General features: G+C 57.1%; 16 protein-coding genes. 9 read left to right on the top strand and 7 right to left on the bottom strand.

Annotated elements, in window-relative coordinates; genetic code table 11:
• Nucleotides 1-78 precede the first annotated feature (78 nt).
• Both LOC70_RS19380 and ribD read left to right on the top strand, forming a co-directional pair.
• On the top strand, nucleotides 79-2,145 hold the full coding sequence (locus LOC70_RS19380; RefSeq protein ID WP_230256206.1) for a tetratricopeptide repeat protein: 2,067 nt from the start codon (nucleotides 79-81) through the stop codon (nucleotides 2,143-2,145).
• Nucleotides 2,145-3,389: a bifunctional diaminohydroxyphosphoribosylaminopyrimidine deaminase/5-amino-6-(5-phosphoribosylamino)uracil reductase RibD gene (gene ribD / locus LOC70_RS19375; protein ID WP_255716254.1), complete on the top strand. Its 1,245-nt coding sequence runs from the start codon at nucleotides 2,145-2,147 to the stop codon at nucleotides 3,387-3,389. The genes LOC70_RS19380 and ribD overlap by 1 nt, the downstream gene beginning before the upstream one ends.
• Nucleotides 3,390-3,489: 100 nt before the next feature.
• Here the strand turns inward: ribD and LOC70_RS19370 are convergent, their stop codons facing one another.
• Complete coding sequence (locus LOC70_RS19370; RefSeq protein ID WP_230256204.1) at nucleotides 3,490-8,019, bottom strand: hypothetical protein; 4,530 nt, start codon at nucleotides 8,017-8,019, stop codon at nucleotides 3,490-3,492.
• Here LOC70_RS19370 and LOC70_RS19365 point away from each other — a divergent pair.
• The gene (locus LOC70_RS19365; protein ID WP_230256227.1) at nucleotides 7,961-8,215 is read left to right on the top strand and encodes a hypothetical protein; all 255 of its coding nucleotides are present in this window, start codon (nucleotides 7,961-7,963) and stop codon (nucleotides 8,213-8,215) included. The genes LOC70_RS19370 and LOC70_RS19365 overlap by 59 nt on opposite strands.
• A 181-nt stretch (nucleotides 8,216-8,396) precedes the next feature.
• Here LOC70_RS19365 and LOC70_RS19360 read toward each other — a convergent pair whose 3' ends face one another.
• Together LOC70_RS19360 and purE are read right to left on the bottom strand one after the other, a co-directional pair.
• On the bottom strand, nucleotides 8,397-9,587 hold the full coding sequence (locus tag LOC70_RS19360) for a 5-(carboxyamino)imidazole ribonucleotide synthase (protein WP_230255626.1): 1,191 nt from the start codon (nucleotides 9,585-9,587) through the stop codon (nucleotides 8,397-8,399).
• A 118-nt stretch (nucleotides 9,588-9,705) separates the two neighbouring features.
• The gene (purE, locus tag LOC70_RS19355) at nucleotides 9,706-10,227 is read right to left on the bottom strand and encodes a 5-(carboxyamino)imidazole ribonucleotide mutase (RefSeq protein WP_230255625.1); all 522 of its coding nucleotides are present in this window, start codon (nucleotides 10,225-10,227) and stop codon (nucleotides 9,706-9,708) included.
• A 279-nt stretch (nucleotides 10,228-10,506) separates the two neighbouring features.
• Between purE and LOC70_RS19350 the strand changes: the two genes are divergently transcribed.
• Complete coding sequence (locus LOC70_RS19350; protein ID WP_230255624.1) at nucleotides 10,507-11,073, top strand: GrpB family protein; 567 nt, start codon at nucleotides 10,507-10,509, stop codon at nucleotides 11,071-11,073.
• A 78-nt stretch (nucleotides 11,074-11,151) separates the two neighbouring features.
• Here the strand turns inward: LOC70_RS19350 and LOC70_RS19345 are convergent, their stop codons facing one another.
• Entirely contained in the window at nucleotides 11,152-12,393 is a 1,242-nt protein-coding gene (locus LOC70_RS19345) for an aldo/keto reductase (protein WP_230255623.1), read from the bottom strand.
• Nucleotides 12,394-12,460: 67 nt separating this feature from the next.
• Between LOC70_RS19345 and LOC70_RS19340 the strand changes: the two genes are divergently transcribed.
• From LOC70_RS19340 to LOC70_RS19330, 3 genes are all read left to right on the top strand, one after another.
• Entirely contained in the window at nucleotides 12,461-13,318 is an 858-nt protein-coding gene (locus LOC70_RS19340) for an alpha/beta hydrolase (protein WP_230256203.1), read from the top strand.
• Nucleotides 13,315-14,460, top strand: a complete 1,146-nt coding sequence (locus LOC70_RS19335) for a 3-dehydroquinate synthase (RefSeq protein WP_230255622.1) — start codon at nucleotides 13,315-13,317, stop codon at nucleotides 14,458-14,460. The genes LOC70_RS19340 and LOC70_RS19335 overlap by 4 nt, the downstream gene beginning before the upstream one ends.
• A 139-nt stretch (nucleotides 14,461-14,599) precedes the next feature.
• Nucleotides 14,600-15,505: a DUF6528 family protein gene (locus tag LOC70_RS19330; RefSeq protein ID WP_230255621.1), complete on the top strand. Its 906-nt coding sequence runs from the start codon at nucleotides 14,600-14,602 to the stop codon at nucleotides 15,503-15,505.
• Between the two features lie 835 nt (nucleotides 15,506-16,340).
• Here the strand turns inward: LOC70_RS19330 and LOC70_RS19325 are convergent.
• Nucleotides 16,341-16,808: a DUF4265 domain-containing protein gene (locus tag LOC70_RS19325; RefSeq protein WP_230255620.1), complete on the bottom strand. Its 468-nt coding sequence runs from the start codon at nucleotides 16,806-16,808 to the stop codon at nucleotides 16,341-16,343.
• A gap of 189 nt (nucleotides 16,809-16,997) precedes the next feature.
• On the opposite strand from LOC70_RS19325, the gene LOC70_RS19320 reads away from it, so the two are divergent.
• Together LOC70_RS19320 and LOC70_RS19315 are read left to right on the top strand one after the other, a co-directional pair.
• Entirely contained in the window at nucleotides 16,998-17,240 is a 243-nt protein-coding gene (locus LOC70_RS19320) for a ribbon-helix-helix domain-containing protein (RefSeq protein ID WP_230255619.1), read from the top strand.
• Between the two features lie 90 nt (nucleotides 17,241-17,330).
• The gene (locus LOC70_RS19315) at nucleotides 17,331-17,522 is read left to right on the top strand and encodes a type II toxin-antitoxin system RelE/ParE family toxin (RefSeq protein ID WP_230256202.1); all 192 of its coding nucleotides are present in this window, start codon (nucleotides 17,331-17,333) and stop codon (nucleotides 17,520-17,522) included.
• A 146-nt stretch (nucleotides 17,523-17,668) separates the two neighbouring features.
• On the opposite strand, the gene LOC70_RS19310 is transcribed toward LOC70_RS19315, so the two are convergent.
• On the bottom strand, nucleotides 17,669-17,965 hold the full coding sequence (locus LOC70_RS19310; RefSeq protein WP_230255618.1) for a type II toxin-antitoxin system RelE/ParE family toxin: 297 nt from the start codon (nucleotides 17,963-17,965) through the stop codon (nucleotides 17,669-17,671).
• Entirely contained in the window at nucleotides 17,953-18,138 is a 186-nt protein-coding gene (locus LOC70_RS19305) for a hypothetical protein (protein WP_230255617.1), read from the bottom strand. Before LOC70_RS19305 ends, LOC70_RS19310 begins: the two co-directional genes overlap by 13 nt.
• Nucleotides 18,139-18,376: the final 238 nt, after the last annotated feature.

Raw genomic sequence — 18,376 nt, 5'->3', positions numbered from 1 at the left:
TGCCCCTGCGGCTCCGGCAAAAAAATCAAGTTTTGCAAATGCAAGGATTCGGTACACGAATTGGACCGCGTGCTGCAAATGATCGACGGGGGCCAACTCGTCCCCGCGCTGGACCAACTGGGCACCATCCTGGACCAACACCCCGATGCGGCCTGGGCTCTTGCGATTCGCGGACGTTTGTTCATGGATCTGCGGGAATACTCGTCGCTGGAAGAGAACGCCGAACGATTCCGCCGCCTGCAACCTTCCAACCCGTTGGCCCTGACTCAAAGTGCCGCCGCGGCGTTGTTCCGCCAAGACCTTTCGGCGGCGACTGAATTGATCTTGGAAGCGTTGACCGAGAGTGGGCAAACCGTTGATTCGTTCGTTTTGGACGTGGCGTCTTTGTTGGCGTACGCCTTGGCAGGCAACGGAATTTTGCTGACCTCGCGCGTTTACGCGACTTTGGCGATGGTCTCCACCGGCTATGAAGACAGCCGAATGGCGGCCAGCGTGCTGCAGCAAATCAATGGCGACCCCGGTGTGAACCAGTTGGCCAAAGCGGTCCCGGAACTGATTTCCCCGCCGGAAAATGCGGACTGGGTGGAACGTTACGACGAAGCGGCCTTGTTGTTGTCCAACAACAAAGTGGTGCTTGCTCAGACCAAATTCGAATCCCTGCAACGATCAGCACCTTTGCAACCTGCCGTGCTGTCAGGGCTTCTGAACTGTGCCATCTGGCGAGGCGACCACGCGGCTCAAGCTGATTTGCTCGTTAAACTTTCGCAGTGCGAAGACCTGTCCGACGACACGCGGGCTCGCTACCTAGCACTCGCACAAATCGCCAGCCCCGACGCCGACGGGCTGATGGTCCAGCACTTGGAACTGACCGCTGATGTCGAAGCCATCGACGAATACCAAATGTCGATGATCGCGAATTCGCGATTTGAAGAGCTTCCCGCCGAAGCCCTCGAACAATTCAAACGCGAAGGCGACGTGGCCCCTCGAGCCGCCTTCCAGATTCTCGACAAGAACAGCCTGAACGCGGACGACGAAGTCACCACGGACAACATTCCCGTTGGAATGGCAGCCGTCTTCCTGTTCGGCAAAGAAACGGATCGCTCCGCTCGACTGCAAGTGGTTGGCCTCCCCATCCACAATCAATCCAAGGTCGAGGAACTGCTCGGCGAAGTCGCACCGAATCTGAACTGGAGCACTGGCGAGGAAGGACAAATTCCGTTGGCCGTGACCGCCACGCCGCAGATCGGTGGCTTGCGAGCGGAACACTACGAAAATCTGGATTCAGTGGTGCACCAACTCGTCCAACAACGAGTCCCGGAAACGTTGGCAAACACTCCCGTTGGCCTGCTCGGTGGCGTATCGCTGAAGGACGCTGCGGGCGACGATTCGAAGAAGCTAGAACGCGCCGCGATGGTCCGCTTCATTGAGGGCGAGGACAACCTCATCGCACGTGACGAAACTCTGATCGATCGTCTGTTGGAAATCGCCAATTTGCCAAAGCGGGAAACGATCGCAGTCAGCAACGAAGAGCTGGAAGAGATCCCCGGATACGACCTGGATCGAATTGATCCGAGCAATCTGGACGCCGAAAACCTCATTTACCTCATCCAGCGTGCCCAACAAATTTCGGCCACCACGATTGGCCGTAAAGCCGCCAATGCGTTGCTTCAGCAAGACACCGAGTCGGTTGGCGAAGGCCGCTTCATCGGTTCGAAGCTGATTGCTTATTCGTTCTTGATGCAACGTGCGACGTCTTCCGACGATGCGGTCGCCTATCTCGACCAAGCCAAAGCGTACGCTGCGGAAAACAAGCTTTCGGACGCGTCGCTGTTGCTGGCTGAACTTGGACTTCGCTTGCGTCGACAAGAGATTGAGCAATTCCAAAACACCGTGCAGACGATCGTCAGCAAGCACAGCGACAATCCTGAAGTGATGGGACGCCTGCAACAAATCCTGGCACAACTCGGACTGATCAATCCCGATGGATCCCCCCGAAACCAGCCTGGTCCCGCTCCCGCAGCAGCTCCGTCGGCCGGCGGCATTTGGACGCCTGACGGAGAATCCGCGGCGGCCCCGGCAGCACCTCCCGCGGCGGGCGGCGATGCGTCTGGCGGCAGCAAATTGTGGGTCCCCGGAATGGATTGATGCCGGACACCCCTGCTTCTGAATCAAACGATCCCGCCAGCGGCAACCCGTTGACGACTGATCCTGCTAACCAAGGCCATTCAGCGGAAGACTCCCGTTGGATGGCCTTGGCCATAGAAATCGCGGCTCGTGGTCGTGGCAAAGTCGAGCCCAATCCAATGGTGGGATGCGTTCTCGTCCGCGATTCCCAATGTATCGCGACGGGCTTTCACGGCCGATATGGCGGCCCCCACGCGGAGGCCGAGGCACTCGCCAACTGCGAGGACGCTCGCGGAGCCACCGCGTATGTTTCGCTGGAACCATGTTGCCATCACGGGAAAACGCCACCCTGCGCCGATGCCTTGATCCGCCACGGAATTACTCGCGTGGTGATCTCCGTCATTGACCCTTTTGATCAAGTCGATGGCGGTGGCATTCAGCGACTCCGCGATGCCGGCATCGAAGTCGTCACCGGCGTCTTGAAAGCTGAAGGCGAAGACCTGCTTGCGTCTTACCTCAAGCGAGTCCGAACGGGGATGCCTTGGGTAATCGCGAAATGGGCCATGAGTTTGGATGGACGGATCGCGACCAAGACGGGTGAAAGCAAATGGATCACCGGTCCCGAGGCACGAGGTGCGGTGCACGAACTGCGTTCATCTGTTGATGCGATCGCCGTCGGCATGGGTACCGTGATCGCCGACAATCCGTTGCTGACCGTCCGATTGAACGAGTTCGCAAAGATCCAGGCCGCCACAAACACGCCTTCGGTCGCCTCCCATGACGCGACGGGCCAACCTGAACTGGTCCGATTGGTCTATTCGCGAAAACGGCTTCCTGATCTGGGCAGCCGCCTGGTGCAAACCGCATCAGAAACTGCCACGTGGCTCATCGCCGGCCCGCGAATCGAGACCGCTGACCTAGCTCGACTCGCTGATCACGATGTGGAAACTTGGCAATGCGACAGCGACGACCCAAGTGAATTGGTGCTGCAATCCCTGCGATGGCTGGGCAGCAACAACAATCCCCGTGGTTTAGCGATGACCCACCTGATGGTCGAAGGCGGAAGCCAACTATTAGGCAGCTTCGCAGCCGCGTACCAAATTGATGAAGTCCATGCGTTCATCGCTGGCAAATGCATTGGCGGAAAAGAGGCGCCCGGACCGCTCGGTGATCCGGGCGTTACCGCGTTGGCCGATGCGACGTCGCTGCGATTGAGCCAGCTTGACTCGTTTGGCAACGACGTGCGTTTGATTTATCGACGCTGAGACAGGCCCACACATACGACGGAGGCCAAACAACGTCGAATGGGGTGAGGCGAGCGGCGAACATTTCGCCGCGCCGCATAAGCCTCTGCAGTGACGCGTATCAGTTTCCGATACCGCCACCACCTCCGCCGATACCTCCGAGTCCACCACCGGCGCCTCCACCGGCACCGCCAATGCCGCCACCGACTCCAGCACCGCCATCGCCCGATTCACCCGAGACGAAGTTGAAGGTGGAGATATCGCCGATCTGCGAGAAAAACGGAGCTGGACTGATCCGAACATAGCGACGATCCGCCGAGATGATCGCCAGAGTCGACAAAGAAGCCCCTTCAGGCAGCGTGGTGATTTCTGGCCGATAACCGACCGCACCTTGAGGATTGAATCCGTTGATCCCGTTGCCGATGCCATTGGATCCAATCACTCCGCCGTTCAGTCCGGTCTGCAATGACGGGTAATCACTGAAGAACTCACGCAACAACTGGCGATTCGCCCCCTGAACATTGGCGGCTTGTGCGTTCAACGCTCCATTGGGATCCGGGCCGATAAACTGACCAAGAGCCTCATGGCCTTTGTTGCGACGGAACTCAGCCAGATGTTCGATCTGTGCTTCGGCAAGCTTCTCCTTGCGTTGACCGTCTTTGACTTCGAACACGACCATCGCGTTTTGGTCCATCAACGGAATGTCTTGACGAATGAACCGTTGCTCTGGACGGCCAACGTCGGTCAGCACTTCCACCGTGACTTTCCCGGTCGAAACGTTGCCCCAAATTCGACGCAACAACACTCGGTATTCGCCTGAGAAACCTTTGGGGCAGAGGTAAGTCTCCGAGATCTGTCCGGTCGGATCATCCTGGGCACCGGGATACGCATCGCTAACGAGCGTTCCACCACCGGCACTGCTAGGTGCTTCCAACGAGCAAACGGTTCCGGAGGGTTCCTCCACCGCCAAATCGATATCGGCGTCACCGGTCCAGCTGACGCGAACGATGGCATCATGCGACGCAGCTCGACGAAGCGCTTCGCTGAACTCTCTGGCCATGGTTTGATCACCTTCGGCCAACAATTCCTGGTGCGTGGCACGAGCCAGCAAACGAGCTTCTTCAACGAGAGGCTGGAACTTTTCGCTCCAAGCCAATCCCAAGACACCTTCACATGCCCACGCAAGTGCGGCGGGTTCATCCAAACGCTTCGCGATCCGCAGCCCCATCACATAGGGCTCACGACGGTCCGGTTCCGCGTCCGAAATTTGACGGCAAAGCTTCAAAGCGGCTTCGAGTTGTCCCATGTCTTCCAAACGACCTGCCACATTCAGAAGGTCTTCAGGGGTTTCTGCAAAGTCAGCTGCTGACAACAGAGCCCGCTCGACTTCCGAATCAGGCGCGTCAGTGGCCGCCAATGCCAATGCATAAGCTTGATACATCCAAGGTTGAATGTGTCCCGCCGAAATGGCTCCCGCGATCACGGATCGAATCTCTTCAAAGTGTGACTTGGCCTTTGCCTTGTCGCCCGCTTTTTCAGCAGCCGAAGCCTTCACGTTCAGTTGGGAGACAGTCGCGCGAACGCGGCGATCCAAAATTGTCAAATCCTCGGCGGAGCGAACATCCCAGCTTGCAAAGTGATCCTTCCAGGCTTGATCAACCGATTGACCATCGGCGATCTGCAGACGAATGGCTCGGTCAATGTTCTCGACGGAACCTTTCTGGGTCGTGCTGACGTCGGTCGTTGGAGCTGCAGGTGCTGCGGTGGAAACGCCGGTCTTCGAACGGAGGGTTGCGTCATCTGGAACGACGAACATACCGCCGCCCATGCCGCCGCCCATACCGCCCATGCCGCCACCCATACCTCCCATGCCGCCGCCCATGCCTCCCATGCCGCCGCCCATGCCTCCCATGCCGCCGCCCATACCGCCGCCCATGCCTCCCATACCGCCGCCACCGAGGCTGACGATGGGCACGACGAGGTCACCGACGGGATACACCTTGGTCACCAAGTTGTCTTCCGCTGCGGTCACGGTGGTGATGTTCAGAACTTCATCCTTGATCATGTAGGTGAGGTTCTGATCGCGAAGCATGAGTCGCAGGAACGAACGCAGGGAAACGTTGTCCAACGAGATGTTGACAGGAATGTCTTCCGACAAACCTTCCCCTTCGAGGCTGAAGGTATCGATGCGAATCGGAATCTGACGATCCTCACTGATCAAACGAATGGCGTCGACCAATGGGGTGTCGGGGAACTGATAACTGACCTCATCGGACAAAGTTGCTTCGATCCGTTGTTCGGTCTCGCTATCGCCAACCAACTCAATCGAACCATAGCGTTCAATGCGATGGCGGCTCAAACGTTGCCAGGTTTCAGCTTCGGGATAGACGATTGGTGGATCATCCACAAATGGGACCGCAGACTTCAGAACCAGCGAGAAAGCGTCCACGAAGTTCCGTTCTCGAAGTTCGCGATAACGGCGATCACGTGCGTAGGTCTGAAGCGCCAATGTTTCATCCGTCACGTGACGACCAAGCACACTGTCATAGGTGATTGTGTCACCTGACAACGCGGCAATTTCCAACGAGACCCCACCGTCTGCTTCGGTGTAACGTCCTTCGTCAATCAACGCGTTCATCTGTGCCGACAATCGCTTCAAGCGATCTTCGCGGCGATAAGTTTCCTGCAGCAACCGAGCCGATGCGGTGGCTCCGGCTGCCAACTGCTCCAAATTGGCTTCCTGCTCCAGGAAGTCGGCTTCGCGGGCACTGGCAATTTGGATCGCGGAGCGAATCTGACCCAGCAGTTCACGACGCAGTTGAGGATCGATATCAGGAGTCGTTTCCACTCGCGACAGCAAGCTTTTGAGACTGCCGGCGACACCGACGGGATCTTGCCGAATCAGACGACGAGCTTCACGGAGTTGAGCACGCACCTCGGCACGAAGACGTCCTTCTTCCCGCGAACGCAATTGACCGTAACGGCCCAGCAGATCACCACCGGATTCCATCAATTCGCTATCACCGACCACGGGTCCGAGCCCACCATCGAACTGGCCACCGCCAAAGTCACCACCACCGAGGGCGGGACCTGCGGGAGCAGGCTGCATGGGTGCAGCGGGTTGAACAGGAGCAGCAGGCTCAGCCGGTGCACCGAAAACGTCATCGGCCGGCGCCGCGGGAGCGTCATCGGCTGGTGCAGCGGGAGCGTCAGCGGCGGGTGGTTCGGCACCGAACACGTCGTCGGCAGGTGCCGCTTCCATCGCAGGTGCATCGTCGCCGGCGGCGCCGAACACGTCGTCGCCAGCGGCAGGTGCTTCGCCGAATGGAGCGTCGCTCGCGGCGTCACCACCGCCACCGAAGATATCGTCGAACGGGTTGTCATCGCCATTCTGCAGGATCAGGCGTTTGCCTTCCGGCGTTGCCATTTTCAAAACGGACTTGGCTTCAGCGTTGTTCGGATCAGCCTGCAAAGCTTCCTGAGCAACCGCACGAGCACCACGAAGGTTGCCTTGCTGCATGGCCATCGTCGCAGCTTCAGCGAGCGACGCCGCACGTGCCACCAAGGACTCAGCAGTTTGTCGCAGCATCGGCGAACCAGCCGTTGCCAACAACAAACCGGACTCCTTCTTGTGAGAAGCAATTAGCCCGGTCAAAAAAGCAAAATCGGGGTTCTGGCCTTCGACTTCAGAAGCTGCGGTGATTTGAACATTGCTGCTCAACGTTTCACCAACCACATCTAGAGAAACTTCCTTCGTCGCTTCGCTCAGATGGCCCAAGTAGATCGAATCTCGATCCAAACGCAGCGGCGGAAGACGGTCGCCATGCACCCATGTGATTTTCGAATCGCTTTGAATTTCCGACACCCAGATCGGCGACATCAAAGACGCGTCGGCGACGGCGTTGGCGATTTCGGATGGCTTGGCTTCAGTCCCCACGACTCCCAAGACACCACCGGTTTGATTTGCCAACACACCCATCAGCTCGACATTGCGAGTTGGTCCGATTGCGATCGAGTGGACTGCGATACGATCCGCTCGCAGTGCATCCACCAGGTTGGCAAACCGGCTCATGTTCTGTGCCGCGTCCACCGACTTTGCATCGCCGATGTAAACGATCGAACGATTTCGCGAATCGGGTCGGCCGGTCAATGAAGCCCGAACCGTTCCCAACACCGAAACCAAGTTGGTGTTTCCCAGTGGCAAACGAGAGTTCAGTTTGGCTGTCGCAGCGTCCAACTTTGACTCGCCCGCGGCAACAAACCCTTCCGTCAGTTCGGTCGCTTGGACATCCGCAGCAAACAATGCAACGCGGACGTCTTTGCCTTCCATCGCGGTCAAAGCCGACTGCACCGCCGACATGGCTTCGTCACGAAACCCGCCGACTTGGCTAGCCGAAGTGTCGACGATCAAGACAACGTCCGAAGGCGACTTTCGCACCGCGGCGAGCATTGCATCCTCGGCTCCCGGTTGAATCGACGCGGCAATGGATTGACCGGCATCGGTGTCGTGGGAAACAACGCGAATGGAGGCTCCCGACGAAACAGCGGCGGATTCCGTCGCGGACGGCGACGCCGCAGAAACGACGGTCGTCATGACCACCGGCATCAACAGGGCCGACAATTTGCAGCCGAAAGTGGAAAAGATCTTCATCGACATCTCAGAGAAGGATTGGGGACCAAAGAAGAGGTGCTGGGGCGCGGGGGACGGCGTTCTCATGGTGTTTCTCAGCATCGGGGACGCGAAACGAAACGATGAAAAGCCGGGCGCGGAGAACTCAGTCTATTTCTGGAATCCTCGAATTCCACGAAAAAAACGGCTCAGAAGAGCATCACCCCGCGAAGATTAACGATTGTAGGGTGTAGCATTTTGCAACACTTGTTGCGAAACGCCGCAGCTTTTCGTCACAAACGCCATCTCGACGGCTTCTGAGTGAAATAGGACGCGATTCACGGGCCAAAACCAGCGTCACAGCCGAGAATTCGCGACAGCGCCCATAGCCCAAGCCGGTGCACGAAAGTCCACACCGCTCAGGTGCGATCACGCAGCAAGGCCTCGCGTGCGGAATACAACCGCTTGGAAACCTCGTCCAGATCCCTGCCGACCACGGTCAAATGGCCCATCTTTCGGCCGACTCGTGCCGCATGCTTGCCGTACAGATGCAGAGCCACGCCGGGGGTCGCCAAACAAGCTTCCCAATTCGGGATGCCATTTTGCTTGGCCGCCTCCTCCCAAATATCTCCCAGCAAATTCAACATGCTGGCGGCGGGGACCACCATCGATGTGTCACCCAAAGGCAACCCACAAATGGCCCGAACATGCTGCTCAAATTGGCTGGTCGCGCACGCTTCGATCGTGACGTGCCCTGAGTTGTGAGGCCGTGGGGCAACCTCGTTCACGATCAACTCGTCTTCCGTGACGAACAACTCAACACACAGCAATCCCACCAAGCCCAAGTGCTCGGCAACACGCTGAGCGATCTGGCGGCCTCGTCCTTCCATCTCAGCGGAAACATTGGCTGGAAGGATTGTCTCGTCCAAAATGTGATTGCGGTGGTCGTTTTCGAAAACCGGAAACGTTGCCACTCGCTCGTCCACGGTGCGGGCGACGATCACGGACGCTTCACGCTCGAACGACACCACGGCCTCGGCGACCCATGGTGGGCCGTCATTTGCACCGCCTTCGGCTCCGTCCCACTGAACGGCCTCCGCATCGGCGGGGCAATTCAGCCGGTGCTGTCCCTTGCCGTCGTACCCGCTTCGACATGTTTTCACGATGATAGGCCAACCGAGCTTTTCACCCGCAGCAACCGCGGATTCGAGATCCGACACGGGCTCGAAAGCCGCAACGGGCAATCCAGCCTCTCGAAGTGTGGTCTTCTCAATCCATCGATCTTGCGCCATTGCCAGCACCGAAGCGTCCGGAAAAGTCGGCGCGTGTTTGCTGCAAGCCGCGATGGTGTCCGCCGGAATGTTTTCGAATTCCAATGTGATCACGTCACAGCGTTTGGCGAACGCTTCGATCGCTGAATGATCCGTCAGCGGCCCGCACACCGTAAACGCTGCGACCTCGGCAGCCGGTTCGTCACTGCTGCCGCAAAACACTCCCACCCGGTATCCCATCCGCGCCGCCGCGATGGCAAACATTCGGCCAAGTTGTCCGCCACCCACCATTCCAATCGTGGCACCAGGCAAAATCGCAGAAGAATCAGCAGATGACATCTGAATTGTGAACTCAATAGCGCGGGAAACAATTTCAACTCAATCGGCGATTTCGGACCGTCACTCGCCGGACTTCAACGGTCACACATCAGGGCAATTCGCATCAGGCCAGTTCACATCAAGGCAGCTCAGCCGATGCAATCACATCGTCACGTTGCTGGTCAATGAACGCCTGCACGCGGCCGCGTAAATCATTGTCGCCGGTTGCCAAAATTCGCGCTGCCATCACACCCGCGTTTTTCGCCCCGGCGACACCGATGGACATCGTGGCCACAGGTATTCCGCCTGGCATTTGCACGATTGACAGCAAGGAATCGAGGCCCTGCAGAGCCCGGCTTTGGATGGGCACCCCAATCACCGGCAAAACGGTCTCGGACGCGACCATGCCTGGCAAATGCGCCGCACCGCCTGCCCCGGCAATGATGACTTTCAAACCGCGGTCCGCCGCTGAACGGGCGTACTCGAACATGCGTTCGGGAGTCCGATGTGCTGACACCACCGATCGTTCATGAGGCACGCCCAATCGATCCAACATCTCGCACGCCGCTGACATGGTGTCCCAGTCGTTGCGACTTCCCATGATGACACCCACCAATGGAGAGTTGGAGGAGGCATTCCCGGATTGGATCTGGTCAGTCATGAGCTACTCGAACAGGTGAACGTCTGAAACAATGAAAACGACGCCGTCGCCGCTGATCCCCCAAGTCGCTGGTGCTGAACCAATTCGAACCACGGATTGCACGGGCTGGACGCTTCCATTTGCCAGGGGTTATACCGCAACAGCGAGTCGGGATGAATTGCCCCCTTGCGTTGACCCTTTTGCATTGCCTGCGGGCGAACTTGCGGCGAACTTGACCGGGACCAAAAGTCTTCCCGCCGGACACCTTGCTCCAACTCCCCCTCATCTGCTTGGCCGACAATGACGTCTCCCCCCTTCGATCACTCCTACCGCGACGGATTCGATGAGGGCGAACCACAATCCATTCGCTTGATGCATCACGATGCGCGTTGGAAACAAGAGTTCGAGCAAACCCGCAGCAATTTGCTGCAATCCTGTCAGGGCCACGTGACGCGAGTGGAGCACGTCGGCGGAACTTCGATTTCCGGCTTGATCGCTCAACCGATCATTGATGTCGTCGCTCTGGTCCCCAACCTTTCGAATCTCGACGCGGCATCGCTACACATAGAGGGGCTGAATTTCCGAGTCGTCGATTCACCCGACTGGCTCGATCATTGCCTCGTTTTGCAAAAGCCCCGCCATGGAACCCCCACCCATCAAGTGTTCTTGATGACAGCCGAGCATCCGGCCGTCGACCGATTGTTGCTCATTCGCGACTTCCTACGGAACGACGCGGAAGAAGCGATGCGTTTCGAAAGCCAGAAAGTGAACCTGTGGAAGGCCAGCGAAGGCGATCCCGAGCAATACAGTGAACGCAAGTCGGCGTTCTTCGCGAAGCTTGAGGCTCACATTACCGAGCAAGACTGACGGTTAAACAAACCTCCGATTCTGTCGTCTCACACGAAGACGATCCGATGCCACCCGCAATGCCGCAAAGGCAACTCATCACAGTCGACGCAGACCGTCTTCGGTCATCGCGTTTGGGATGTCCACCTCGACCGCGTCGATCCGGGCCAAGGTTTCGTCGTCCAAGGTCATGTCGTCGGCGACGAGAATCTCTTTCAACTGCTCCACCGTCGTGGCGCCGACGATCGTGGACGCGACAAAGTCATGTTGCTTGCTCCAAGCGACCGACAAGGCGGTACCGGTTGTTCCAATTGACTTGGCAATCTCCTCGATCCGGACAGCAGTCTCCACCGTGCGATCGTTGACGAACCGCTGCGCCATTGCCTTTTGACGATCGTTCCCGGTTTGCAGGTACTCGGAAAATCGTCCACCCGGCGGGGGACCGTTTTCGTATTTGCCAGTCAGCACCCCGCCGCCCAATGGCGAGTAAGGAAGCAAGCTCACGTTTTCTCGGCGACAAACCTGTGCCAATTCATTTTCGCAACGTCGGTTGATCAGGCTGAAGTTGTTTTGAACGGTCTGATAGCGATCAACGCCATGAATGTCGGCGGCCCACAAACTTTTCATCAATCCCCAAGAGGTCTCGTTGCTGCAACCAATCACACGGACTTTCCCCGTGCGTCGAAGATGCGTCAGCGACTCGAGCACCTCTTCGTAGGGCATCCCGTGGTCGGGCCAGTGAATTTGGTACAGATCAATGGTCTCCACGCCCAGTCGACGCAACGAGTCCTCACAAGCACGGATGATTTGGTGGCGATCCAGAGTCGTCCGTCCATATCGAACCGGCGGTTTGAACCATCCGTGCCCCGGACCCGTCACTTTGGTAGCCACGGTCACGCATTCGCGAGGCTTCGTTTTCAACCAACGTCCAAAAATTTCTTCCGTCACACCGTAGGTTTCTTCCTTCGGCGGCACGGGATAAATCTCAGCCGCGTCGAAAAAGTTGATTCCCGCATCGAAGGCGTGGTCACAAATGGCGTGACTCAGTGCCTCATCACAGGAACTCCCAAACGTCATGGTTCCCATGCAAATGTCAGAAACGACAATTCCGCTGCTGCCTAAACGACGCTGTTGCACGACTGATTGATCCCGTGAAAATTGAGTTACACTGTTGGGTCTTCGACGGCGGAGGTTGTAGCCCAATCCGCATTGGAATCCCACCACATGGCTTTTGGTGATGGCTTTCCGCCGCCAACCCCAAACGCGGAATACTGATTCCGTCCCGCCTCGGCCTCCCCACGATTCCCGCCTCCATCCCGCCTTTCCCACCAAGACACGCATGAAATTGTCATCCGGGCACCGCCCGAGCCGCGTCTGGCTTTGGCTGTTGCCTCTGCTGTTCGCCGGCATGAATCTGAACGTCGCCTCGTCTCCCGCAGAAGAAACCTACACCTGGCCCGCGGACTCCCATCCTCAGGAAGGCGTTCCCCGAGGAACCGTCACTCAACACGAGTTTGCTGACAGTCAGGTCTTTGAAGGAACCCGGCGTCGATACAGCCTCTACGTCCCCGCCCAATACGATCTGGCCCAACCCGCTGCCTTGATGGTTTTTCAAGACGGGCACGCGTTCGAGGGCACCTCCGGCGACTTTCGCTTGCCGACCGTGTTCGACAACCTGATTGCCTCGGGCGATATGCCGGTCACCATCGCGGTGATGGTGGATCCCGGACATCGCGGTGAACTGCTCCCCAAACGTGGATGGTCGCCACGCCCGTCCAATCGCTCTTTTGAATACGACACCGTTTCCGAAGACTATTCGAAGTTCCTGCTGAATGAGTTGCTGCCGGTTGTTCGCCAACAATACAACATCACCGACAATCCCGATCTGCGAGCCATTTGCGGGAACAGTTCTGGCGGGATCTGCGCATTCACCGTTGCTTGGTATCGCCCAGACTCGTTTCGCAAAGTCCTCTCGCACATCGGCAGCTTCGTCGACATCCGTGGTGGCCACGACCTTGTGCCGATGATTCGCAAGACCGACCGCAAACCCATTCGCGTGTTTCTGCAAGACGGCAGCGGCGACCTGGACAATCAATTTGGCAACTGGCCGCTCGCCAACCAACAGATGGCTTCCGCCCTCGCGTTCAAGGAATACGACTACAAATTCGTTTATGGCGAGGGCGGCCACAACGGCAAACATGGCGGATCGATTTTCCCTGACTCCTTGCGTTGGTTGTGGCGTGGATGGAAAGATCTGACCCCATGACCGACCACGACATTTCCTTCGAAGTCAAATTTGTTCACCGCCTCCGGCAAACCGACGACGTCTCGCAAGGCGACTTTTCGGTGCTGGAAGACGTGCTGCTCGGCGAACAGTCGACGCCACCCAAGGTGCTGTTCTGCTTGGATAGCAATTTGGAAAACGGTGCGTTCGCCAACGGATTGTTTCATCGCCTGCAAACGAGTGAGCGGCTGCGACTGGTTCGCGAACCGATGATCATTCCCGGCGGCGAGTCCTGCAAAAACTCCGAACACACGCTCCGCGACCTGCTGGCAGCAATCAATTCACACGACCTGGATCGTCGCAGCTACATCGTTGTGGCAGGTGGCGGGGCCGTGCTGGACGCGGTCGGATTTGCTGCCGCGATTGCCCATCGTGGCATTCGGCTGATTCGATTGCCATCCACCACTTTGGCACAAGCGGATTCCGGCGTGGGCGTGAAGAATGCAATCAATTACTTCGACAAGAAAAATTGGATCGGAACGTTCGCCGTCCCTTGGGCAGTCTTCAATGACACGGCGATTCTGCGTACCCTACCCGATCGCGACTTTCGTTCGGGACTGACAGAGGCCGTCAAAGTTGCCTTGCTCAAGGACGCGGCGTTCTTTGATTTTCTTCGCAAGTCGGCGAGTAAACTTCGTCGCCGCGCCGCGGATGTTTCCAAAGAAGCGATCGCTAGGTCCTGCCAGTTGCATTTGGATCACATCACCGCCGGTGGCGATCCATTCGAAGCGTTGGAAGCTCGTCCACTGGACTTCGGCCACTGGTCCGCCCACCGCATGGAACCGATGACGAACTACGCGCTCCGACACGGTGAAGCCGTCGGAATCGGCGTGGCACTCGACACGCTCTATTCCGCTCGCAAGTTTGGGTTCCCGCAACCACTGGCTCACGCGGTTTGCCAAACGCTCGCGGACCTGGGCACTCCCCTGTGGTGTGACCAATTGAATTCGCCCGACAATGTGCTGCAGGGTTTGGAGGAATTTCGACAGCATCTCGGTGGCCGACTCACAGTCACAATGCTGAAAAACCCCGGCGAAGCAATCAACGTCCACGAGATTGACATCGAGGTGATGAAGTCCTGCATCGGGGAACTACGTGATATCGCGGAACGAGAAACCGCGTAGCAGTTCACTGGATTTCAGCACCGGCATTCAACCCGTTGGTCGCTGCTAAGCCAAGGCGTTTTCATCGGACGCAATTCTCGTGGAGCGAAAGGCGACCATGCCAGACCCAAGAACTGCTAGAAGAAAGAATGGGCTCACCGTGAAAACCCTCGTCACACTGTTGTTGACCTCGCTCACCAGCGTGGCACTTGCCCAGTCGGACGACCACGGCCCGAGCAACGTCGACCTTTCGACTGAAACGACGGCCTTCCTTTGCGCGGACCAGGCTGACAATCGAATTCGTTTGGTCAATCCGACCGCTTCTTCGGCCGACGAATCGCTACTTTGGAGCTATCCGGCGATCGACGAAGAACCGATTGAATTCATCCCCACGGATGCGAAACGTGTTACGCATCAAGGCGAAGTGTTCATCTTGGCGGCCTATCACGGCCGTGTACGCCTGATCCGATTTTCCGATTCGACATTGGTAAAGGACTACCCCAGCTACAGCAGCTGCCATTCGGCGGAATTGCTTCCCGATGGTGCCATCGTCACCGCGAACAGCAACCATGGCATCCTGAGACTGCATCACAGTGCGGACAAACACGACGACCTGCCGTTGCCGTACGCACATGGCGTCACCTGGGACAAACAACGTCAGTGTTTATGGGTGCTCGGCGACCTGCTGTACCGCTTCGGTTACGCGGAAGGCAAGCTGACGCTGGAAAAGACCTACGAACTGCCTGAGTCACCCACCGGACACGACCTGTTCCCCTTGCGAAGTGACGGAAAGTTGTTGGTGAGCAACAACGATGGGCTGTATTTGTTTGACATCGCAACCGAAGCCTTCCAACTCCTGTCCAATCTCAAGTGGATCAAGAGCGCCAGCCAGCACGTTGATGGCTCCATCTGGATCAGCGACCCACAACGAACCGAAGTCGGCACCTCCTGGCAAAGTGACTCCGTTATCCTCGTGAACCCAACTGAGCCCAAGCAACGACACATCATCTCTGGTTCAAAGTTTTACAAAGCACGCTGGTGGCAAGCCGTCAATTTCAGCTACTGAACACGCTTCACCAAGCAGCCTGTCCTGATACGTGCCATCAGTTGCTTGGCATCAAGCACGTGCCATCGAGTACAAGCCATCGGTCAGTCATCCTCGGACAGAAGTTCGAATAGCCGGTTGTCACGAACGGCTCGAGACCGCCCTCCAAGCAGGTCATTGAAGCGCAACGCAGGTGCATGATACTGAATGCAGAACCAGGCTAGACGCCGCGATCCCTTTCACCATCGTTTCCAACCAGAGCGAACGAACGGATGAAGAACGTGACCGTTGTGATAATACCGAAAAGCCCAAACCACCAAGCGACGTCCCAACGACCGCCTTTGCCATTCACAAACCAACCGAACGAACAAAAAGGAATCGCAATCGCCGAAAATGCGATCAAAGCGGAAACACGACCGCGCATCCAAAGCCACGTGAGAAAGCCCAAGAGCAGGCCGACGACAGCGAAACCAAGGCTCAAAGACCCTGTGGCGGGCCAGTAGTCGACTGGGTTCCGCGGCGGATAGATCGCAACCAGCGCAAAACCAATCGCACCTCCGACCAGAGGCGGAGCCAACAGGGTAAAGCGTAGAAGTTGCTTGCGAAGAGGAAACAACAGCGACATCCGACGGAAGATTTACATGACACCGCCGTCGCGATGCCGGTCCAGTTAGAACGACCTATTATTCTACGAGCAGCGGAAGGCTTGGACAAACAACAACGGTGCGTCGAAGGCCGAACACAAAAACCGTGCCGGAGGCCCAACGCCAAAAACCCGCCGAAGTCCTAAAACAGAAACCGCGGCGAAGTCCCAGCAAGTAAACCATGTCAGGCCGCGACGGGCGCTGTGGCTGAATCATGGAGCATCATCGAAACTCCCCTCGACCCGCGCATGGAATGTCTCGAAATCAAGCAAGCCGGAATCGGCCCAAGCCTCCAACTGATCGAAAACGGAGAGGTAGTCACTCTCTGGAGCAATGTTGATTGCGACGAGGCTACCGTTAGCCCGTTCGAATGTGACACCGCCAGGCTGATAAATTTTTCGAAGCAATTCGCCTTGCTGTTCAGCACCAATGTCGCTGGGAAACATCAAACGAAGTGTGCGGTGGCCGCTGGATTCAACGACCTCGTCGATCGTGAGTATTCCCTCGGCATCGGGTGTTGCCCGGACAACATCGTGATAATTGAGTCCGTAAGCCCATAAGGGCACGTTGGCGATGCGATACAGCGAGATGCCAACCTGATCCGCCCAAAACGTCTCGCCACCAATGGAGGCATAATTCGGAAGGGGGACATAAACTTGAACGCCGGAGTCAGAGGTCACAGAGTTACCACCCAACGGAAGGTTGTCACGACACCGTCCTGAACGAAGCGAACGATGTCCTGAACTGAATTTGATTGTATAACGAGAGCGAGGCCTGTACTACATCGAAGGTGCGCCCGGAGATCCTCAGCGTAAACACCATGTTGTACGACCGGCGAATCCGCCACTCATCTCGAAATTCAGGTAGCCATGACAACCGAAATACCAAGTGATCTGGTGCCATTCGTTCAAAGAATGGTCTCTGAGAAGAGATTCCTAAATGAGTCCGACGTTCTGGCCGAAGGTCTGCGTATGTTGCAGTCACGCGAGTCGCTGCGCGCCGAAGTCAAGAAAGGGTTTGACCAGCTTGATGCGGGACAGGGAATTCCAGCCGAAGACGTATACCGCCGGGCGGAAGCGCGAATCAGTGAGATCGAGACTGGAAACGTTTGATGGCGAAAGTCATTTACGCACCCGACGCAGACGACGATCTCTTTGGCATCGTCGATTTCATCGCGCGGGACAAGCGCTGCTCGCAAATGGATACTGAAGATTCGTGAGACGTGCGGTACAATCGCAACGCAACCGAACATGGGCGAAGAGCGGCCGGGATTCCGCGTGCACGGATGCCGTTCATTTAGCGTCGGCAGTTACGTGATATTCTTCCGCGTGATCGAGGAAGGCATCGAAGTCTCGCGCGTGATTCACGGAAGCCACGACATGCGGAACATCTAGGTCGTACAACGGTAGATTTGTACGACACCGCCCTAAACGAAGCGAACGATGTCAGAACTGGGAAAATTGCACCAAGGCCAGCCCGCGTGGCCAAACGCGGAAGGTGTGCCGATGGTCTCAGCGTAAAACCCATGTTAGGCGACCGGCTATTTCAGGTAACGGTCAATGTCCATGGCACCATGAAACACGCCAAGTATCTCGATTCGATCATCGTTAACGATAAGATATGGAATCCGATAGTGGCCGTACAGAAGCTCGCGGACTTCTCGATCAGTGATCGGTTCGTATCGCTGACCGATCCGAGGATGTTCGCGAAGCACCTGGATTTTGTCATAGATGCCAGTGGCAACGTTCGACGCCGCAGTCGCGGAGTCAGCCGCGATGTAGTCATGGATTTGTTCGAGGCAATCTGCTGCCTCCATTGTCCATGCTATTTGCGCCACGATTCGACCTTTCGCTTGATGTCATCGTTGGTAACGGTGCGGCCGTTGGCCGAGTCGTCCAGTCCACGCTGGATCATGCGGGCATAAGCCAGTTCGCGGAGGATTTCATCGAAACTACTGTCATCGGGTTGGCGGGCGATGATGTCCGCCATCGTGTCTTTTGCTATCGACATTGGATTCTCGATTGATCTAGGTCGCCTAACGGAAGGTTTTTACGACACCGCCCTGAACGAAGAGAACGATGTTTCAACTACGGAAATTGTACCAATGCCAGCCCGCTTTGCGAAAGAGCGAAGGTGTGCCGAAGGCCTAGCGTAAAAACCATGTTGTCAGACCCGCGAACTACCAGAAAGCTAACCATTCGGTGAAGCTTGCAAGCCGTCCGCGCATCAGGCGTCATTCGTGAGGTAA

The sequence above is a fragment of the Rhodopirellula halodulae genome, assembly GCF_020966775.1.
Lineage (GTDB): Bacteria > Planctomycetota > Planctomycetia > Pirellulales > Pirellulaceae > Rhodopirellula > Rhodopirellula halodulae.
The sequence above is the reverse complement of the archived record's forward strand: the minus strand, read 5'-3'. Positions and strand labels throughout refer to the sequence as shown.